Genomic DNA, 20,973 nt, shown 5'->3' with positions numbered 1-20,973 from the left:
TTAAATATGCATCTTCATACAAGATCCTGTTTTTTCTAATACTTTTTTCACAATTTGAACTGCTGCATCTATTTCTGCTTTCGATACAGTCAGCGGGGGCAAAAACCGAATAACATGAGGCCCTGCATTTAAGATAAGCAAGCCATTTTCTCTTAATGTTTGAATGATAGATGTTGTTTCAAAGTCGAATGCCGCTCCAATAAGCAATCCCTTGCCGCGAATAGCTTGAAATCCATTTATTTCAGCGCATATATCTTGTAATTGAGCAGAAAAATATGCCCCTTTTTCTTCTACTTCTGCAAGAAAAGCCTTATCAAAGATAATCTCCAATGTTGCATTTGCTGCAGCCATTGCCAGCGGATTGCCTCCAAATGTTGAACCATGGCTTCCTGCTTGAAATGCGGTTGCCAGCACTTTTTTCCCAATCATCGCACCTACTGGAAAACCATTTCCAAGTCCTTTTGCAACTGTAATGATATCGGGAGAAATGTCGAAATGTTGATAAGCAAACGGCTTTCCTGTTCGCCCAATTCCTGTTTGCACCTCGTCGATAATAAGCAACGCTTCGTATTGTTTGCAAAGTGCCGCTGCTGCTTGGATGAAAGCGCGATTTCCAAGATGGACACCGCCTTCTCCTTGGATCACTTCCAACATGACTGCCGCAGTTTCATGATCGATTGTCTGCTTTAATGTTTCCACATCATTGTACGGGATGTGTACAAATGTTTCGAGCATTGGTCCAAATCCTTGCTTCACTTTTTCCTGTCCAGTTGCCGCCATTGTTCCTAATGTTCGCCCATGAAATGATTGCTGAAAAGTAATGATTTTCGATTTATTTGTATATTTTCTTGCTAATTTTATCGCTGCTTCATTTGCTTCGGCTCCACTATTGCAAAAGAAAACAGCTTCGCCGCACGAATGGTTTACAAGCTTCGCTGCCACCTCTTCTTGCAGGGAGTTTTCAAATAAGTTGGATACATGCCACACTTTCTCAAATTGTTTCAGCACTGCTGCTAAAACCGCCTCATGACAATGCCCTAAGTTACAGACAGCTATCCCAGCAACGAAATCTAAATAAGTTTTGCCATTTTTATCAATTACGTTTGTACCATTGGCATGCTCTATTTCAACATCCCAACGGGTATAAGTTGGAAATAAATGACTCATATTATTGAATAACCCCCACTGTATTTCTTATTTTTGTTCCAATAATGTGGCCATCACCAACAATATTTGCATGACCGCTCACAATCATAATCTCCTCTGCCTCTCCCTGAAGACTTTCCATTGCCGCATGCACTTTAGGAATCATCCCACCCGTAATCGTGCCATCATGAATGAAGTTTACCAGCTCCTTCGGCGTCACTTCTGACAATAATTGATTGTCTTTTAATATGCCTGGAACATCCGTTACAAAGAGAATTTGCTTTGCTTCAAGCGCATTGGCAATAGCGCTCGCAGCAGTATCTGCATTAATATTGTAGCAATCCTCCCCATCCATTCCAGCAGCAATCGGAGAAATAACAGGTACTGCACCAAGATCAATCATGTTATGAAGAAAGGTGTCGTTTACTTTTACAATCTCGCCAACTAATCCTAGCGCCGGCAAATCCTTTGCTTTTGCTTGGAGGAGCAAACCATCACAGCCTGTCACACCAAATGCATAGACACCATGTTTTTGTAATTTCCGAACAAGCTCTTTATTCACATTACCTGATAAAACCATTTCCACAACTGTCATGACTTCTGGTGTCGTTTTTCTTAATCCATTCACCATCTCTGATTGAATGTGCAGCGCAGTTAGCATCTTTTTAATACGCGGGCCGCCGCCATGCACAATAACTGGTTTTTTTCCTTGCTGCTGTAAAGCTTTGATTCCTTTAAAAAAATCGTCAGAAAGTGATTCAACTGTGCTCCCTCCACATTTAATCACAATCAGTTCTTCCATCATTTTTACACCTCTTTGCTTTAATTTGATCGCTTCTTACGTCCGATAGCTCGCATTAATACGGACATAATCATAAGTAAGGTCACATCCCCATGCTTTTCCTGTTCCTTTGCCAATGTTGACATTAATCGTTATTTGAATCGTATCGGCTTCTAAGTAGGTCTGCAGCGTTTTCTCTGAAAATGAGAGTGGCTGTGAGCCCTTCAATAGCGGGTATGGTCCAATCTGAATATCAATATTGTTTGGATCAATTTTTGCGCCGCTTTTGCCGATGGCCATCATTACTCTCCCCCAATTCGGATCTGCACCAAATACCATCGTTTTAACAAGAGGAGAACTGACAACTGTTTTTGCAATGTTATCTGCTTCTTGATCGTTTAATGCCCCTTGAACAGTAATTTCAATCAATTTCGTTGCGCCTTCTCCATCACGAGCAATTAATTTAGCTAAATCTTCGCACGATTGCTGTAAAAGCCTCATGAATATGTTCCAGTCTTTATGAGTTGGCGATAACGCTTCATTTTCCGCTAGACCACTCGCCATTACAAGCACCATATCATTTGTGGATGTATCACCATCAACGGTAATACGGTTGAAAGTTTGATCCGTCGCCTCTTTTAATGCAGCTTGTAAATGCACTGTTGAAATGTTTGCATCCGTCGTCAGAAAGGCAAGCATTGTTGCCATATTTGGTGCTATCATGCCTGAGCCTTTTGCAGCTCCAGCCATTGTAACCTTCTTGCCGTCAATCATCGCTGAATAACATGTTGACTTCGGGATTGTGTCCGTTGTTAATATCGCTTCACCAAAAGCAGCCGCACTTTCGTCATCGGTTTTCGGATGCAGCATATGAATACCAGGAAGGATTTTATCCATCGGCATTTCTTCTCCGATTACCCCGGTCGAAGCAACTGCTGTATATGCTTTCGGGATGGATAAGGAGGCAGCGAGAGAATCTCTCATGAGATAAGCATCTTCCAAGCCTTTTTTTCCAGAACAAGCATTTGCGTTGCCGCTATTTACGACAACAGCCTGAAGCTTTCCAGCTTCGGCTAAACTTGCTTTCGTCACCGTAAGCGGTGCGGCCTGGATCTCATTTAAGGTGAAAACCGCAGCAGCAGACGCTGGTACACTACATACGATGACACCCAAATCGTTGCGTTTGCGCTTTACTTTTGTATGGATCCCTGCAGCAGAAAAGCCTTTAGGAGCTGCGATATGTCCATTTTCCATCTTCGTTAACACTGCTTTCTTTATTCCCTGCATAAAAATTCCTCCCATTTCTTTCCTACGGATAAACGGGGATCATTTGTAAACCCGTTTGTTCCGCATATCCAAATAATATATTTGCATTTTGTACTGCTTGCCCGGCCGCACCTTTCATAACATTGTCAATCACTGATATGATGGTGAGCCTGCCTGTTCTTTCGTCAAGAGAAAAGCCAATATCACAATAATTAGAACCAAGTACTTCTTTCGTTGCAGGATACTGGCCTTTTTCTCTTAATCTCACAAAAGCCGCATCTGCATAAAACGTATGATAGAGGTCTCTTACTTGCTGTTCAGTCATTTCCTGCTTAAGATTCACATAAATTGTTGCCATGATACCTCGTGTCATTGGAACGAGATGCGTTTGAAACGTGATGGGAGATGCATAGCCTAGCAATGATAGATGCTGTTCAATTTCTGGAATATGTTGATGCTCATTCACCTTATAGATTTTCAAATTTTCATTTAGTTCACTGTAGATCGTTCCAAGTGATGCGGAACGCCCAGCACCTGATACTCCTGACTTTGCATCGATAATGACCGATTCTGCCTGAATGAGTCCTGCTTTTGCCAAAGGTGCTAATGCTAGTATCGAAGCAGTAGGATAACAGCCCGGATTCGCAATAAACTGTGCAGTTTTAATTTGCTCCTTATTTGTCTCAGGCAGTCCATAGACCGCTCTCATTATCCACTCTTCAGGTGCAGGCGTTTTCCGATACCATTTTTCATAATCTTCTACATCTTGAAGCCGAAAATCGCCGGCAAGATCAATCACAGTACAGCCTGCTGCTAATAACGCTGGTGCAAGTTGACTAGAAACCCCAGTTGGCGCTGCAAGAAAAACAATATCATTTGCTTCATTCATCGCAACAGGATCAATTTCCTCCAATCTATAAGGAAGATGACTGACATGCGGATATGTTTCTGATAAGGAGCTTCCTTGCTTAGAGGATGAATAAACAATAAGATTAGAAACTTCTGGATGTGCATGTAAAACCCGTACTAATTCTGCACCACCATAGCCTGTTGCCCCGACAATTCCAACTTTCACTTCAAGCCCTCCGTTAGCCAAGAAGTAAATGATTCCTGTTCAGCATCATTTCAACTTCTTAAATTTTTTTGTTATCGTATATTATATATTGTATATTAATAAATGCAACAGTATATTTATAAATTAGTGAAAAAATATCCAAAGAGTTTGCGTTGATATTTTAATTAGATTGTTTTCAATAGTGTTGATTGCCCAATGGAAATAGTGTTGAAATGTATTTTTATTCGAAGAAGATAAAAAAATTTCAACTATGAGTAGACTGAAAAATCTATCTATTTTTTCACTTGGAGCTATTTTATCAATTATCAATTCATCACACTAAATATCAAAAGGTAGTCAATTGTCTATCCATGTTAACTGTTTTGCTTTATTCGATTATTGTGTTATAAAATCGATCCGATCCGGAGCTCAAAGTCTTCGATTTCATATTGATACGTCTTTTTCATAGGAAAAAAGCTTCCAGAAGTAAGGAATAAATCCGATCTTCTGGAAGCTTTTGCAATGTCCAATATTCATTTTAATAACATTGGGATGAATGGTAAAATCCCTAATTTATTTTTCTCAAGCGAATCATGATGTTGTTCACTTTAAGTTATTTTTTCTCATTCTCATCCTTCATCTCAGACGAAACTTGCTTCCAAAAATCGACTACTGTTCCGTTCTCGAGTTCATCAAGTACAAAGGAACCGTTCGAGTAGCGATCGTTAAAGCGCACTTCCTCAGCAGCTACTTGTTCGATATGATGCTGATCGGTCATCAGAAACAATATATCTTTTTCATTCACGAGTGCAATTCCGCTGAGGCGATGAGGATTTTTCTTCAATTCACGCAGCATCACGACGCCGCGCTTTGCTCTTGTACTTTTATCAAATTCTGTCCGTTTCATCTTTTTGACTGCTCCACGCTGAGTAGCAATAAAAATTGATTGCTCACTATCATCGGCAAACACAGAGCCGCCGATACAGATATCTCCGGGTTTTAAATCGATGCCTTTTACGCCAGCAGCTCTCGCACCGACAACTTTCACTTCCTCTTCAGAAAACCATAGCCCATAACCTAAATACGTTGCTAGAAAGATATTTTGTGCACCATCAGTTAAGTGAACATCTATTAGTTCATCATTTGCTTTTAAGTTCATCGCAACTAAAGGCCGTGAATAGCGCTGTGCTTTGTACTGCTGAAGCACTGATTTTTTCGTCATGCCATTTTTCGTTATAAATAAGAGATAATGATTTTCTGTAAATTCCTTAACCGGTATTGCTTTCACGATTCGTTCTTCATTTTCCAATGCAATCAGATTCACTACATGCTGCCCCAAGTCTTTCCAGCGAATATCGGGAAGCTCATGAACAGGCTGGTAGAGATAATTTCCTTTATTCGTAAACAACAGCAAGATATCGGTCGTATTCATCTGCTGCTCGAACAGCAATCTGTCACTATCTTTCATTGCAAAATCTTGTCCATTGGAAGCTGCATAAGAACGAAGGCTTGTTCGTTTAAGATAGCCGTCTTTCGTTACCGTCACAATAACGTCTTCGCTCGCTATCATCACTTCAAGATTGATTTTGATTTCTTCGATTTCCGCTTCAATTTGTGAGCGGCGGGCATTGCTATAATGCTTTTTAACGGCTTTTAATTCTTTTTTAATTACCTGTAATAGCTTATTTTCATTCTGGAGAACCGTCGTTAAATTATTAATAGTTTTATCCAATTCACTTGCTTCTTTTTGAAGCGCTGTTATATCGGTATTTGTTAGACGATAAAGCTGGAGCGAGACGATCGCCTCCGCTTGCTCCTCAGTGAAGGCATAAGCGGCAATTAAATTGTTTTTCGCATCTCGTTTATCTTTAGAGGCCCGAATTGTTGCGATTACTTCATCAAGAATCGATAAAGCTTTTATCAAGCCAGCAACAATGTGCTGCCTCTCTTTCGCTTTATTCAATTCATATTGTGAACGATTTGTTACGACTGTCTTTTGATGTTCGATATAAGCATCTAACAGCTGAGGCAGACCCATTAGCTGTGGACGGCGATGATAAATCGCAACCATGTTAAAATGATATGTAATCTGCAAATCTGTGTTTTTAAATAAAAAGTTTAATACGCCAGCAGCATCGGCTTCCCGCTTCAGCTCAATCACTACGCGCAGCCCTGTCCGGTCGGTTTCATCGCGAACTTCAGAAATGCCTTCTACTTTTCGGTCTAAGCGGAGCTCATCGATTTTTTTGACAAGGCTTGCCTTATTCATTTCGTAGGGGATTTCTGTAATAACAATTTGCTGGCGGCCGCCGCGAATCGTTTCAATTTCAGTTTTTCCGCGAACAATGATTTTTCCTTTTCCAGTTTCATAAGCTTTCTTGATGCCGTCTATGCCTTGAATGATTCCCCCAGTTGGAAAATCAGGCCCTTTGATAACAGTCATTAAATCTTCCACTGTACAAGCGGGATTTTCAATTCTCATAATCGTCCCATCAATTACTTCGCCAAGATGGTGAGGGGGAATATCCGTTGCGTATCCCGCAGAAATGCCAGTAGAACCATTCACAAGCAAGTTAGGGAATTTTGCAGGCAGCACTGTTGGTTCCTTTGAAGTATCATCAAAATTTGGCACGAATTCAACTGTATTTTTCTCGATATCACGAAGCAGTTCGGAAGATATAGCTGAAAGCCTTGCTTCTGTATAACGCATTGCAGCCGCTGGGTCGCCATCTATGCTGCCGTTATTCCCATGCATTTCAATCAGCACATTGCGGACTTTCCAATCTTGGCTCATCCTTACCATTGCTTCGTAGACAGACGTATCGCCATGAGGATGATAGTTCCCGATTACATTCCCAACAGTTTTTGCCGATTTGCGAAAGCCTTTATCAGCAGTATTTCCCTCGACATGCATCGCATATAAAATGCGCCTTTGTACAGGTTTTAAACCATCTCGAGCATCAGGGAGGGCACGTTCTTGAATAATGTATTTACTATAGCGGCCAAACCGATCTCCCAATACTTCTTCAAGGGGCAAGTCTTGGAATCTCTCAACAATCGTCATTTACGCTTTTCCTCCCCTTCTACGATCAGATTTTCATTTTCTAAAATATTTTGGCTCTCTTCTAGACCGAACTCGACATGATGTTCTATCCACTTGCGCCTTGGTTCCACTTTATCACCCATCAGGGTTGTAACCCGCCGTTCTGCCCTTGCGGTGTCATCGATCAGAACACGAATGAGCGTTCTTGTTTCAGGATTCATCGTCGTCTCCCATAATTGGTCCGCATTCATTTCTCCAAGACCTTTATAACGCTGCAGCATATAGCCTTTGCCGACCTTTTTGATCGCACCGGAAAGCTCTTCATCTGTCCATGCATATTCAATTACCTCTTTTTTGCCTGTTCCTTTACTTACTTTGTATAGAGGCGGCAAAGCAATATAAACCTTGCCTGCTTCTACAAGCGGCTTCATATAACGATAAAAAAAAGTAAGCAAGAGCACTTGAATATGTGCGCCATCCGTATCAGCGTCAGTCATGATAACGATCTTATCGTAATTGACATCATCCAGATTGAAATCTGCACCGACTCCAGCACCGATCGTATGGATAATGGTATTAATTTCTTCATTTTTAAAAATGTCCTGCAGCTTTGCTTTTTCAGTGTTAATCACTTTCCCACGGAGCGGCAAAACAGCTTGAAAACGCCGGTCGCGCCCCTGCTTTGCTGAACCGCCGGCAGAATCGCCTTCCACTAAGTATAGTTCATTCCTTGCAGGATTTCTCGACTGGGCAGGTGTTAATTTCCCAGAAAGCAGCGCTTCAGCACGTTTTCTTTTTTTCCCTGAACGTGCTTCCTCCCTTGCTTTGCGAGCTGCTTCCCGAGCTTGGGAAGCTTTCACTGCTTTCTTAATAAGAGTAGAACTAATCGTAGGATTTTCCGCTAAAAAATATGCCAGATGTTCAGAAATGACTGCATCAACTGCAGACCTTGCTTCATTCGTTCCAAGCTTCCCTTTTGTTTGGCCTTCAAATTGTAGCAATGCTTCTGGAATTCGTACCGAAACAATCGCAGAAAGCCCTTCACGAATATCGCTGCCTTCGAGATTTTTATCTCTTTCTTTTAAAAGGTTGAACTTGCGAGCATGCTCGTTAAACACACGGGTCATTGCTGCTTTCGCTCCGATTTCGTGCGTTCCGCCATCTTTCGTTCTTACATTATTAACGAAGGACAGCACATTCTCTGAGAACCCATCATTAAATTGAAAGGCAAACTCTACTTCAATTTGGTTGGCAGTCCCTTCCATAAATGCTACTGGATGAAGGACATCTTTCTCTTCGTTCAAATAAGAGACAAACGCCTCAATCCCATTTTCGTAAAAAAACTGTTCTTGTTCGTTATGGCGTTCATCAATAATATCAATTTTAAGTCCCTTTAAAAGAAAAGCAGATTCCCTGAGCCTTTCGCATAGTGTGTCATAGTTGTAGGTTAGTGTACTAAAAACTTTCGCATCTGGTTTAAAATGAATCATTGTCCCTGTTTGTTTTGATTTACCAATTTTTTCAAGGGTTGTCTCCGGGTATCCTCCATTGACAAAACGCTGTTCATAGATGAAGCCGTCACGCATTATTGTAACAGTAAGCCATTCTGATAATGCATTGACAACTGCGGCTCCGACTCCATGCAGTCCTCCGCTCGTCTTATAGCCGCCTTGGCCAAATTTTCCGCCGGCATGAAGGATAGTGAGAATCACTTCTGTCGTTGGCTTCCCTGTCTTGTGGATTCCAGTTGGCATGCCTCGCCCTTTATCCTCCACACTAATGCTGTTATCTTTATGTATTTTTACGATAATATGATTTCCATGTCCAGCAAGTGCTTCATCCACAGAATTATCGACAATTTCATAGACAAGATGATGCAGTCCCCGGCTATCAGTAGATCCGATATACATTCCTGGACGTTTTCTGACAGCTTCTAATCCTTCTAATACTTGAATTGCATCATCATTATAATCCGTTTTATTTTGCCTTTTGGTCACAAACATTCCCCTTTCAAAAACACTTCCTGCCTACAATCCAAACGTTTGTTCTTTATATTATATCATAGCTTTATTGTAACGTGAAAATCATAAATCGCAAATAGAGAATGCAATGCAAGCCTTCCTATTTATCTTTAGGATGCCCATCTCCATTCCACAGCAAAGCAAGCGCCATAAAAACGCTTGCCTAATTATAAATACTATAGTGATGTCTATCGGCTGTCAAACAGCAATTGCTTCATTTACTTACTATGGTTTAAATATGTTAGCCAGGCAAACAGATTCCAATCTATGGAGATTTTATTTATTTCCGTTCTTACTTTGAAACATTTTATCGAGACAAGCATATTCGTTGTTTCTAAGTGGGATTTCGCCTAGTAGATTTTCTTGTATGATGAGGTCTATTCATTGGCTAGACTGTTATTTCGTCATCGCGTGCTCTACCTTAATACAGCGGTCCATGATGACAGTGCAGCCTTTTTCTTTAAGAAATTGATAAGCATCTTCATTTTCAATACCTAACTGAGCCCAAAAGACATCAGCATCTATTTCAACAAACTCTTTAGCGATTTCTGGTAAAAATTCTGAACGTCGAAACACATTAACGATATCTATATGCCCCTCAATTTCTTTTAAAGAGGAATAAGCTTTCACTCCAAGGACTTCGTCCACCATTGGATTTACCGGGATGATTTCATACCCTGCTTGTTGCATTGCTGCTGATACACTATACGATGTCCGGTCTGGATTATCACTCAATCCAACGACTGCAATCCGCTTTGCTTTTTGTAGAATTTCCTTGATTTCTTCTCTGCTAGGGTTTTCAATAGCCATTTTAAAAACTCCTTCCGCATTAGTATAGTTAAATTTCCCCAGATCACATATACTGAAGATTCCCTTATGATGTTTCAAATAACCTGTCATCCTCTTCCGAAAGACAAAGAGAGATCATTTGTCTTCTCCTTTCATCTTGTTAGAACAGTTTAATGGAAAAAATATCTTTAGCTCCCCTTAATCGTAATAGAAGAACGGTATAACTGCAATAAAATGGCACTTATTTCACACAAATTTCTTACAAACAAGTATGATCCTTTCCCTCAATTCAAGAGGAAAAGATATCATCAACGTGCTTCTTTCCGAATAAGATATTGCTCAGTTATAATTGCAATGACCGTACCTAATACAAGCCCATTATTTAAAAGTGAGGCGACAACAGTTGGCAGCTGTAAGGTGGCTTCTGGCGGCAGGAACATCGCTCCTACTCCGACTAGCAGCGCCAAACCAGCGGTACTATATGTTCGTTCACGATTAGACGAATGTTCAATTTCTCTTAACGCCATCCCAACCATTTTAGTGAAGATGACAAAGGTTACGGCATAGCCAACTGGTGCTGGAATCGCAGCCATCACGTTCATTAAAGGCGGGAAGAGAGAGATGATAACAACCAATAATGATCCCACTGCAAAAGGTTTGATCGTCTTCATTCCTGTTTGAGAGACAAATCCAGCAGCTCCTGAAATCGGCACTGAACCAATACTAGCAAACATACCGCCAGTAATTTGGCTAATGCCAGAGATAAAGCCTCCTCGTTTATAGCGCAATGTATCTATAGACGCACCGTTATTGACAATTGCCTCTAAGACACGGATGGATGCAATCATGTTTGTTGTTAAAAGCAATGTGATAAATAATGAAGTAACGATCGTACCAGCGTCGAAAAGAGGTGTGCCAAAAGCTAAAATTTCAGGAAAGATTAACCATTTATCACTTGTAACAACAGCTGGTGCTTTGCCGAAAATAGAGAAAATAAGCCACCCAATGACGAGACTAAACATAATGGAAAACTGGCGAACCCATGATACCCGGTGCTGTCCCAAATAGAACGCAATAGCAACAACGGTTATACTTAGGATCGCAACAAGCGGCTGAAGAACAGGTGTATCAGCCGTTATGCCAAGCATGCCTTTTAAAAAAGAAGCGCTTAGTTGTAAAATCAGCAGCATTAAATAAATAAATGTAATGGTTGGTGTAAATAATTTTGCTAATTTCTCCATAAATCCAAAAAAAGTAAGTGCGAAAAAGCAAATGCCGCTTACAATCATTCCGCCCGAAAGCGCCCTTAATGTTTCAGTCTCCGATACATAAAGAGTACCGACGAAACTAGCATAGATGGCAAATACCCCCCACCAAAGACCCGCTGGACCTTCATGAATGGGAAGACGATGTCCTAATGTTCCTTGCAGGAGGCTGGCAACTCCAAGCACGAAAATGGTTCGTTGTACAAAGGCTGCTGTCTCTTGTGGATCTAGTTGAAATAAGTCCGCGATTGCAATCGGCGCTGCAATTGCTCCCGCAATCATAAAAGCCATCCACTGGATGGCTGAAATAAATGTTTTCATTATTTATACCTCTATTCCTCTTGAGCTGTCAATGCTTGCTGCAAAGTGTGCCACGCTGTATCATCCGCAAAGAAACGAGACCAAGTACCAATTCCTGCCAGCTTGTATTTCTTCGCTAAATCAACGCGTTTTTGTAAAGATACGTCGTCCTCTAACCATATTCGATAAATAGTATTCGTTTGTTCATCTTGCCATTCAACAAAATGCTGGCCTGACGCATCATCGTAGCTCGCTTCTAAGTTTCTTTCTTGCATCCATTCTTGTGCTTGTTGCATAGACAATGCTTTAGAGGACATTTTTTGTTCCCCTTCATGCGTCTCTTCTATCCAAAGTCTCGTATAAAGAGGCAGACCAAGTATTAATGTTTCTGCAGGCACTTCCTCTAAAAGCGTATTTAAGTTCGCTTCTACCCACGGTAAACTGGCCACACTGCCAGCTGTTTGTGAACTTCCCCAGTGTTCATCATAAGCCATTACAACGAGGTAATCAACGGTTTGTGCAAGCTTTTCTCTTTCAAGAAAAGCAGACCAATTTCCAGTTGAAATAAAAGTAATGTCCATAGAAACAATTTTTCCTGCTTGATGCAATCGAGCAGCAGCTTCTCTCACAAATTGTGTCACAAGCGGTGCATCATCAGGATCGACATTCTCGATATCAATATTGATCCCTTCTAGTTGATAATGTTTGGCGAAATGCACAAGCTGATCAACAATATGTTTTCTAGATTGATAAGATTGAAATGCTTTTTTCGTTAATTCAGGATCGAAGCTATTAGAGAATAGCCCCCATATTTGTCTGCCACTATTTTTTGCCCATTGAACATATTCCGAAGAAGCAAGGTTCTTTAAGTCGCCTTTTTCATTTCCTAAATGAAACCAAGTCGGTGAAACGACATTAACCCCAGGCATCGCAGGCAATTGATCTGTGCTAGGATTTTTTGTATAGACAGCTTCCCATGTTAAGTTAATAGGTTCTTTTAAGTCTGGAAGTTTAATAGGCTCCTCTTCTATATTGATCGTCATGACGTTTTCTTCTTGTTTTGTTACAAATTTCTTTTTCATATATCCTTGGTAACCTTCAGCAGTTCGAATAGAGTAATAGTCTTCTTTTTCACCTTCTATTCTAATCTGCTCATCGTGCTGAACTTCAGCTACATATGGTGATTGCAAGCTTGGTTTTTCTCGTAAACGCAAAAAGGCTTGATCAGCATTTTTGCCTGCTATTGTTCCATTCACGTATGTTTCTCCAGATTTCTCAATCCAAACTGCCCCAGAACTCTCTACAACTCGTACGTCCAATGGCACGTAATGCTTTAAGAACAAAATATTCATCATCCACTCATCATTATCCGCTTTGACAATGATCTGTTCGTCAGCTTTTTTTTCATTGTTTATTTCATATTCCTTTGATTCGATTGGTATGTAAATAACACTGCCTTTTGTCGTAAAAATAACTGCCTGTTCTTCCGTATCTATATATACTTGATCGCTAATCTTATCACGGATAAATGATAATGGCAGATAAATAGCATTTTTTTCTAAGTGTGCTTTTCCATAAAGTGATCCCTTATATAAAATCTGCTGGTCATATTTAAAATAAGGATTTTTTTTTGAAGAGGCGAACGGATAAAAATAAAAAACGAGCGCACTTGTAGAAAGGAAGAAAAAAATGAGTAAAATCGCGATAGGCTTAACTTTCTTCTGTGACGGGGTATGCCGCCGTAGTATTCTAGACATGATTTGCAACCTCCCTCTACTATCCTACAATATCGAGCGCAACAAAAAAAGAGAAAGGAAGAAAAATTTTTATAAAAAGCAGTACTGTTCATGGTACAATGTACACAATGATTGAAGTAAAAGGGGAGCAATATAATGATGACCTATGTAATAATTTTCTTGTCCGCATATTTAATAGGTTCCATCCCATTTGGACTTATAATCGGGAAAGCCTTTTATCATACAGATATTCGCAAACATGGGAGTGGAAATCTTGGCGGCACTAATACATTTAGGGTGCTAGGTGTGAAAGCTGGTATGATCGTAACGATCTCAGATATTTTAAAGGGTACACTGGCAGCTTTGCTTCCAACTTTCTTTTTAACTAATTCGCAATTGCTCATTCTCATTGCAGGATTAATTGCAGTAATTGGCCATATGTTCCCTATTTTTGCTGGATTCCGCGGGGGCAAAGCAGTTGCAACATCAGCAGGTCTCTTATTGGCTTATGCTCCACTACTATTTTTACTATTGCTTGTCGTCTTTTTTATTAGTTTAAAATTAACAAAATATGTATCACTTTCTTCCATGATTGCGGCACTAGTAGCATTGATTTATAGTTTCATTACACTAGACTGGCCGCTAATTGCCATTACTGCTGCACTCGCTTCTTTTGTTATTTACCGTCATAAAGCTAACATCGCGAGAATTAAAAACAAAACCGAGCCAAAAGTAAAATGGCTTTAATAAAAAAAGGATTGGTTTTTTAATATACCAGTCCTTTTTATATTACTGTTTACCATTTCATTCTAAAGGATAAGTGTGCCATCCGTATCTACAAATGCATGCACATTTTTCCTTTCTTGATTGAATGTATGGCTGTGCTTTCCAATTTGTATCGTTACATCGTCAAACACATGCTCTATTTTGATAATGCCATGTTTTCCAACTTTGATAAAGGTTTTTACTCCACTTCTTGATCCAGCTTCACGGATTAGAACATGTTTTCCAGCGTAAATAGAGCCTCCTCGTAATATGCCCTTTACTTGTACTTCCCCGCCTGCTTGGATTTCACAGTTATACAGCCCTTGCCCATTTACTAAAATATCTCCACTACAGTGCAAGCGGCTATTGATTGCATACGGCAGCTTAATTACAGACTCCTCCCCCGAACCCGTATGCTCTTGTAAGAATTTCTGGGTTTGGGTGACCAATTGTTCTAGCATCCTGAATTGAACAGTTGGCTGCATCCGCATATCAATAAATAACAGATCAAGCTGCTTGCCAATCCGCTCCCATTCTTCATCAAGACTTGCTTTATCGCCTTCTAATTTCTGTAAAAATTCTTTTACATTATTTCTAAAACTGCTATATTTCTGCTCTACTAACCTTCTTAAAAATGGTAAAAATTGCCCAGGTTGCGAACATCTTCTTCTAACATCTTCTACAGACATCAGCTGCTTAACCGTCTTTACAATACTTTCCATTTGTGAATGAATTTCAATTAGTGACACTATCAATTCTGATGCCACTACATTATTTTGACCTGCACTTAAAGAGGAGGACAGGACATTTTTATCCACAACGATTGCGTTTCCAGCATGGATGCTAGCATTTGTACAGAAACCAAATAAATGAACGATTCCTTGCGACTCTACTTCCATTGCCTCTTCTACATTTCCTAAAATATCAATATCTCCAAAAAATTTAATGTTGCCAGAAGCTAAATCAACATTTTTACTATGAACCAACTTTTCTAAAACATCAATTTTAACAATGAAACCACGTTTATGAATCTCTGGACGTCCATAAATGAGAGAAACGATTTCTTGATTTTCATTGAGTTCGATATTCTTTCCTAGTTGTGGAACAACATCTTGGACTTTTTTGGCTGGAATAATATCCCCCATTAAATTAATCCCATCAACACCTGGACTAGACGGGATGACCTTTGCAATTACTTGACCTTCATCTACTGTTGGCTGCAAGCGGAATTCTCGATAATTAATCGTATCCTCTTCTTGAAAGGTTTTTTCCTGTTCAATAGAGATTTGAAATTCTACTTCACCATTTTTCCCCTCTACAACATCCACTCCTTCGGCAATGAGCAGCTCCGCTTCTTCCAAGATCTTCGTTGCCTTTATAATAGCATCTTCTTTCCAGCCTTTTTCAATGTTCATTGCTATTAATTTTTCTTGGATATCCTGAGGAGTTAAATCGTTTACTGTTACAACTGTCTCTTCCACCTGTGGTTCAAGTGATAAAAACGGCCCAGAATCAATCAACACTCTGCTGATCTTTTTCCCTGGGATGATTTTCATAAACGCTTTCATTTTGTCTTGTGATAGGATGATGTCCCACGTCATTGGAATCTCATCATCCAGTGGGGTAATGTCAACATGATCATCTGCCGTAATCATTCGCTCTTCTGTTAATACATCTCCATTAACGACAATTTTTACATTGCTTGTTGGTAAAATGCTCGGAAAATCAATTTCTGATTGTTTGACAAAGAGTTTTTCATTTTCAATCCATGCTGCTGCGGTCATTGTGTTCACGTCATTGGGAAGGGCTTCTTTCTCAATTGGAATACCATCCTCGTCGAAATGAATGGGTGAGGCGTTACGCTGCGGGTCTGGAATGTTAAGCAAAGATTCCGATATCTCATCTTCATTATTCATTGGTTGTCCTGATGTTTTTTTCACTACTTTTACAATTGCTGGCGTTTTTTTCAAGCCAAGAAAAGAAGTACTTTCTTTTTGAACGATTTCTACTTCTACTTCATCCCTTGATGCATCGAGCTTCGCTAAAGCGGTCTCTATTGCTTCTGAGACATTATTTCCTTTTACTAGTAGCGGCATTTTTTAATCACCATCCTTTTGATAATTATAAATTAAAAAAAGTGTCAAGTCTATGAGACTACGACAAATTATCTAATTACTTTAGTTGAAAAACACTCGTGCTGCTAAATCCAATATGTTGTTTAAATGGAGTTGCACACTAAAAAGAGGGGAGATTTCGAATTATCTGACTGCAGATTCCCGTTAATGTTACTTTTTACACAGTATTCATAATAAATGCTCAAATAATAGGTATAATAAAGACTATTCATATCCAAACGCCTAGATCAATAAAGCAGGATAAGTTTCCTATCTTTTAAAACAGGCACCTGCCTAATCTTTCCTACGGGACTTTATGGATAGTAATTTCATACCTGACTTTATTGTACAAAATTATTCAACATATGACAATATTTCCAGCTTTTTTATTTACATTTTGAACAGTTAAAAGCATTTTATTAAAAAACAAATATCGCAATGATCCACCTATATTCCTGCGAATTCATACCTAGTTGCCATGTGTACTTGACACAGAATTGAAACGAATAATTAGAGTTCCTTTGCCATCATTGTATATAATGAAGGAGCACAGAACGTTTTAAATACAGACCTTAATGAGAGAGAGGCATCTAACAATGAACATCGTGTTATCAAAGGCAGCAGTACAGTGGTTTGAAGATGAAATGTTCGTGAAGAAAGGGGATTATGTCCGCTTCTATGTAAAGTACGGAGGCTCAAGCCCAGTACAGCAAGGCTTTTCTTTAGGCATTAACAAAGAAAAGCCAATGGACATTGGTGCGATGATTGAACATCATGGTGCAACTTATTTTGTCGAAGAACGGGATATTTGGTATTTTGACGGTCATGATTTGCATGTTGATTACGATGAAAAAATAGACGAACCACTTTATCATTATGTGAAATAACAATTGAGATAGATCGAGGCGACTAACTCCCGTCCTCTAACGGGGCTGGGACAAAACCCAGTAAACTAGAAAAAGAGTGGCACCCACCAAATTGAATCGGTGGAGATGCCACTCTTTATTTGTTTTAGAAAACAAAAAAGGATACCTTCTGATAAAATTAAAGTTACGACACAATAATTATCGGAGGCATCCTTATGTTTAAACATTATACCATGAATCAAGTCGTTTTGCCGCTGGATTTGGAGATAAAACTCCAGGAAAATGATATTGCCTATACCGTCAACGATGTGGTGGAAAATATTCCTGACGAAGCTTTCACTGGCTTTTTGCGTGAAACCGGCTGTCCTACTTACCATCCGCGAATGATGATGAAGATTATTCTGTGTGCCTATACACAATCTGTCTTTTCAGGCAGAAAGATAGAGGGATTACTTCAGGATAGTGTACGAATGATGTGGTTGGCCCAAGGGCATGTACCAAGTTACCGGACCATCAATCGGTTTCGTGTCCACCCTGAGGCCAAAGAGCTGCTACGTCAGTGCTTCGTCCAATTCCGATGCCAGCTGGTGCAGGAAAAATTGATTGACGAAGAAGCGATTTTTATCGACGGTACAAAGATTGAGGCCAATGCTAATAAGTTTACGTTTGTCTGGCGTAAGGCGGTTGAAAAGTACAGTGCCGATCTGGTGGAAAGATCCAACCAAATGTATGAAGAGTTATTGAAAAAAAAGATTGTTCCGGAAATTGAACGGGAAAGTTCGGATGAAATGTCTGCCGAAGAGCTCGCCAAAGTTGTCGAAAAGCTGGATGCGAAGGTTGAGGAATATGACAAAAAAATAGAAGCGAGTGAGGAGGCAAATGAACGTAAACAACTGCGCTCTCTACGCAAAGCTCCGAAACAATACCGCAAACGATTCAAGGATTTTTTGGAGCGCAAACAAAAATACCAAAATGATATGGAAATCTTCGGAGAGCGCAACAGCTACTCCAAGACAGACCATGACGCCACCTTTATGCGCATGAAAGATGATTATATGAAGAACGGCCAGCTTAAAGCAGGTTATAATGTGCAGGTCGCGACAGAAGGACAATATGTGCTCGCTTTTGATGTATTCCCAAACCCGACGGATACACGTACCTTCATCCCTTTTCTGGATAAAATCGAAAAAGGCTTTTTTGAGTTGCCCAACTATATCGTCGCTGATGCAGGTTATGGCAGCGAACAAAATTATGAAGACGTGATAACTAATCGAAAACGTATCCCGCTTATTACGTATAACAGCTACCGCCAGGAGAAGAAAAAGAAATTCAAAAACAATGCTTTCCACTCGGCCAATTGGGAATATGACGAGGAAAGCGATTCGTTTACCTGTCCAAACGAAAAGAAATTAGCGTTCCGATATCTGTCCAATCGAACAGACCGAAATGGATTTACACGAGCGTTTAAAGTCTATGAAAGTGAGGACTGTACCGATTGTCCGCTACGTTCCCAATGTACCAAAGCTAAAATCGAAAAATACAATATAACGAAAAGTGGGAACAACAAAAAGAATATGTCAGACAGAAGCTTTCAGAAGAGAAAACTGGGGAAATCTACGGAAAACGTAAAATTGATGTGGAGCCAGTTTTCGGATTCCTGAAGGCTAATTTGCGTTTCACACGTTTGTCTGTAAGGGGCAAAGAGAAAGTGAAAAATGAATTGGGATTTGCGTTCATGGCGGTGAACTTGAGAAAGTACACCGCCATGAACAACCAATGTGCCTTTTAGGTAAAAAATAACCTAAAAAAATGGTTCCAACCATCAAAATTCCGATGGTTGGAACCATTTTTTATTAATTTTGGCTAGTTATGTCCCAGCCTCTTCATTTAAGTTACCGCTTTTCCTCTCTCAATCCCAACAGCCTACAGTCCAACTTATGACCGTAGGCTATTTAAATTTATTAAAAAAATACTTATTGACGATAACTTACTGCTTTAAAGAATAATAAAGTTATTTAATTTCACTAGCGTTGCATAAATATAGTTATGCATATTCTGAAGTTCTTCGTTAAGCAATGCATCATGAAAGCATGAAGGCTTTCCAATTCATGCAAGTGGGCAAACAGAAAGAGCTATATAGCTTTGAGTCGTTAGTTTCTTTGGGTATTATTCTTGTTTTAACGTTTCTACTTGTTTAGAAAGTTTTCATGATCTATTTATGAAACCATTTACCAAATGATGAAAATGGTGTATGCTTGTCCATAGTGATTTCCTTTATGTTGGAATTTGGCAGGAACCACCTCTTATCCAATGTATAGGATTTTTTTATGCCATGAACCAATCGCTTTCTAACCATTCTATTAATTCCTAATCTTCTGGAATAACAAATGCAATGCTAATGGTAAGAGTTATGTAAATAAAAAAGGAGTGTTTTTATGATCAAGAAAGCTACTAAAATATTAGGAGTTATTATCACGTTGGTGCTTGTTATCGCAAGCATCGCAATAGCCCTCAAAGTAGATTTTTCAAATCCGGCAAACATAGAAAAATTTGTATATAACAAGATGAATAAAACCGATGTACCTGGCGTTTCGATTGCAATCATAAAAAATAATAAAGTTGATAAATATATAAGTTATGGCTATGCGAATGTCAACGAAAGGAAAAAAGTGAGCCAAGACACGGTGTTTCAAATTGCTTCACTTTCAAAAGTTGTCACAGCTACCGCCATCATGCAACTGTATGAAAAGAAAAAAATCAATCTGGATGATGAAATAAACAAGTATCTTCCATTTTCAGTTGTTAACCCTCATTTTCCGAATAAACCGATTACAGTAAGAATGCTACTGGATCATACTTCAGGAATCGAAGACAATTGGGATGTATTGGACAGTCTTTATACGATAGATAGTGGAGGAGGTGACTCCAAAATTTCGGTGGGTGAATTTTCCAAAGAATACTTAAATGTAGGCGGAAAATGGTATTCAAAAGAAAAAAATTTTACTAATAATAAACCTGGAACAACTTTCGTTTATAGCAATGTAGGATATGGACTTTTGGGCTATATTGTGGAACAAATTAGCCAACTACCATTCGATCAATATACGCAACAAAACATTTTTGAACCACTGGGAATGTCACAAACACACTGGCTACATAAAGATATAAAAACAGAAAATTTCGCATTACCGTATGAAGGGAACCGAGCATTACCCAAATACTCTTTTCCAACATATCCTGATGGTTCATTAAAGACAAATGTGCTTGATTTTAGTAAATTCCTTATAAGCATGTCGGCTACTAACGAAAACAATACCGTATTAAAACCAGAAACAATAAAAGAGATGTTCAGTCCCCAATCGAACGATGGGAAACAAACTTTAGGCTGGAGTAATTCATCTTTAGACGACATTTTTATGAAAAAATTAAATAACGACGACATTGTAGGACATACTGGATCAGATCCCGGAGTGTTTTCGATAGCATTATACAATCTAGAAAAAAAGAATGGCTTGGTAATATTCATGAACCAACAAATGGGACTAAAAATACAAACGATAAATATTTATTTTATGATAAAGAGACTTGTAAAAGAAGCTGCTTTATAAAGTGAAACTTCCATGAGTGGAGGTTTTCTCTCATCCCCCACTGATAAGCAGTAGAACAAAGGCTAAGATCGCAACGTCCTCGAAAAAGAAAACCGCTTTTTCTTCGTGCGATGTCTCACTGCCGAAGCTTTCCTTGTCCTGTTGCAACGCCTTTGTGACCGACATCCTCGAAAAAGAAGAGCACTTTTTCTTCGTGCGATGCTGATTCAAGAAGCTTTC

Annotated in this window: 13 protein-coding genes and 1 pseudogene; 4 read left to right on the top strand and 10 right to left on the bottom strand. The window is 39.4% G+C overall.

Going from position 1 to position 20,973, the window contains the following annotated elements; translation table 11 throughout:
* From J2S08_RS11370 to J2S08_RS11330, 9 genes are all read right to left on the bottom strand, one after another.
* Positions 1-1,167, bottom strand: a complete 1,167-nt coding sequence (locus J2S08_RS11370) for an acetylornithine transaminase (RefSeq protein WP_307229587.1) — start codon at positions 1,165-1,167, stop codon at positions 1-3.
* Position 1,168: 1 nt separating this feature from the next.
* Positions 1,169-1,948 carry an acetylglutamate kinase gene (gene argB / locus J2S08_RS11365; RefSeq protein WP_370875674.1) on the bottom strand — a complete coding sequence of 260 codons (780 nt, stop codon included), beginning with the start codon at positions 1,946-1,948 and terminating at the stop codon, positions 1,169-1,171.
* A 36-nt stretch (positions 1,949-1,984) separates the two neighbouring features.
* Complete coding sequence (gene argJ / locus J2S08_RS11360; RefSeq protein ID WP_307229585.1) at positions 1,985-3,214, bottom strand: bifunctional glutamate N-acetyltransferase/amino-acid acetyltransferase ArgJ; 1,230 nt, start codon at positions 3,212-3,214, stop codon at positions 1,985-1,987.
* A gap of 22 nt (positions 3,215-3,236) precedes the next feature.
* Positions 3,237-4,268 carry an N-acetyl-gamma-glutamyl-phosphate reductase gene (argC, locus tag J2S08_RS11355; protein WP_307229584.1) on the bottom strand — a complete coding sequence of 344 codons (1,032 nt, stop codon included), beginning with the start codon at positions 4,266-4,268 and terminating at the stop codon, positions 3,237-3,239.
* 592 nt (positions 4,269-4,860) lie between these two features.
* Positions 4,861-7,311 (bottom strand): DNA topoisomerase IV subunit A, encoded by a 2,451-nt coding sequence (gene parC / locus J2S08_RS11350; protein WP_307229583.1) that lies wholly within the window; start codon positions 7,309-7,311, stop codon positions 4,861-4,863.
* The gene (parE, locus tag J2S08_RS11345; RefSeq protein ID WP_307229582.1) at positions 7,308-9,287 is read right to left on the bottom strand and encodes a DNA topoisomerase IV subunit B; all 1,980 of its coding nucleotides are present in this window, start codon (positions 9,285-9,287) and stop codon (positions 7,308-7,310) included. The genes parC and parE overlap by 4 nt, the downstream gene beginning before the upstream one ends.
* Positions 9,288-9,707: 420 nt before the next feature.
* Entirely contained in the window at positions 9,708-10,115 is a 408-nt protein-coding gene (locus J2S08_RS11340; protein ID WP_307229613.1) for a CoA-binding protein, read from the bottom strand.
* A gap of 293 nt (positions 10,116-10,408) precedes the next feature.
* Entirely contained in the window at positions 10,409-11,686 is a 1,278-nt protein-coding gene (locus J2S08_RS11335; RefSeq protein ID WP_307229581.1) for a purine/pyrimidine permease, read from the bottom strand.
* Between the two features lie 11 nt (positions 11,687-11,697).
* Positions 11,698-13,422, bottom strand: a complete 1,725-nt coding sequence (locus tag J2S08_RS11330; RefSeq protein WP_307229580.1) for a glycosyl hydrolase family 18 protein — start codon at positions 13,420-13,422, stop codon at positions 11,698-11,700.
* A 138-nt stretch (positions 13,423-13,560) separates the two neighbouring features.
* Here J2S08_RS11330 and plsY point away from each other — a divergent pair, with 138 nt between their 5' ends.
* Positions 13,561-14,148 (top strand): glycerol-3-phosphate 1-O-acyltransferase PlsY, encoded by a 588-nt coding sequence (gene plsY, locus J2S08_RS11325; protein WP_307229579.1) that lies wholly within the window; start codon positions 13,561-13,563, stop codon positions 14,146-14,148.
* Between the two features lie 62 nt (positions 14,149-14,210).
* Here plsY and J2S08_RS11320 read toward each other — a convergent pair whose 3' ends face one another.
* Positions 14,211-16,262, bottom strand: a complete 2,052-nt coding sequence (locus tag J2S08_RS11320) for a FapA family protein (RefSeq protein WP_307229578.1) — start codon at positions 16,260-16,262, stop codon at positions 14,211-14,213.
* 614 nt (positions 16,263-16,876) lie between these two features.
* Between J2S08_RS11320 and J2S08_RS11315 the strand changes: the two genes are divergently transcribed.
* The 3 genes and pseudogenes from J2S08_RS11315 (at position 16,877) to J2S08_RS11300 (ending at position 20,754) form a co-directional block, all read left to right on the top strand.
* Positions 16,877-17,167, top strand: coding sequence for a HesB/YadR/YfhF family protein (locus tag J2S08_RS11315; protein ID WP_307229576.1), 291 nt, complete (start codon positions 16,877-16,879; stop codon positions 17,165-17,167).
* Between the two features lie 266 nt (positions 17,168-17,433).
* A pseudogene (locus J2S08_RS11310) lies at positions 17,434-18,935 on the top strand (IS1182 family transposase).
* Between the two features lie 646 nt (positions 18,936-19,581).
* A complete protein-coding gene (locus J2S08_RS11300) occupies positions 19,582-20,754 on the top strand; it encodes a serine hydrolase domain-containing protein (RefSeq protein WP_307229574.1) in 1,173 nt (390 codons plus the stop codon).
* Positions 20,755-20,973 lie beyond the last annotated feature (219 nt).

The sequence above is a fragment of the Bacillus chungangensis genome (assembly GCF_030812995.1).
In the GTDB taxonomy this organism is placed as follows: domain Bacteria; phylum Bacillota; class Bacilli; order Bacillales; family Bacillaceae_C; genus Bacillus_CF; species Bacillus_CF chungangensis.
The sequence above is the reverse complement of the archived record's forward strand: the minus strand, read 5'-3'. Positions and strand labels throughout refer to the sequence as shown.

Bases quoted from the DNA above. Each gene is read 5' to 3' on its own strand.
- parC (WP_307229583.1), bottom strand. From the start codon at position 7,311: ATGACGATTGTTGAGAGATTCCAAGACTTGCCCCTTGAAGAAGTATTG.
- J2S08_RS11335 (WP_307229581.1), bottom strand. From the start codon at position 11,686: ATGAAAACATTTATTTCAGCCATCCAGTGGATGGCTTTTATGATTGCG.
- J2S08_RS11300 (WP_307229574.1), top strand. From the start codon at position 19,582: ATGATCAAGAAAGCTACTAAAATATTAGGAGTTATTATCACGTTGGTG.
- argJ (WP_307229585.1), bottom strand. From the start codon at position 3,214: ATGCAGGGAATAAAGAAAGCAGTGTTAACGAAGATGGAAAATGGACAT.
- J2S08_RS11370 (WP_307229587.1), bottom strand. From the start codon at position 1,167: ATGAGTCATTTATTTCCAACTTATACCCGTTGGGATGTTGAAATAGAG.
- plsY (WP_307229579.1), top strand. From the start codon at position 13,561: ATGACCTATGTAATAATTTTCTTGTCCGCATATTTAATAGGTTCCATC.
- argB (WP_370875674.1), bottom strand. From the start codon at position 1,948: ATGGAAGAACTGATTGTGATTAAATGTGGAGGGAGCACAGTTGAATCA.
- J2S08_RS11320 (WP_307229578.1), bottom strand. From the start codon at position 16,262: ATGCCGCTACTAGTAAAAGGAAATAATGTCTCAGAAGCAATAGAGACC.
- J2S08_RS11330 (WP_307229580.1), bottom strand. From the start codon at position 13,422: ATGTCTAGAATACTACGGCGGCATACCCCGTCACAGAAGAAAGTTAAG.
- J2S08_RS11315 (WP_307229576.1), top strand. From the start codon at position 16,877: ATGAACATCGTGTTATCAAAGGCAGCAGTACAGTGGTTTGAAGATGAA.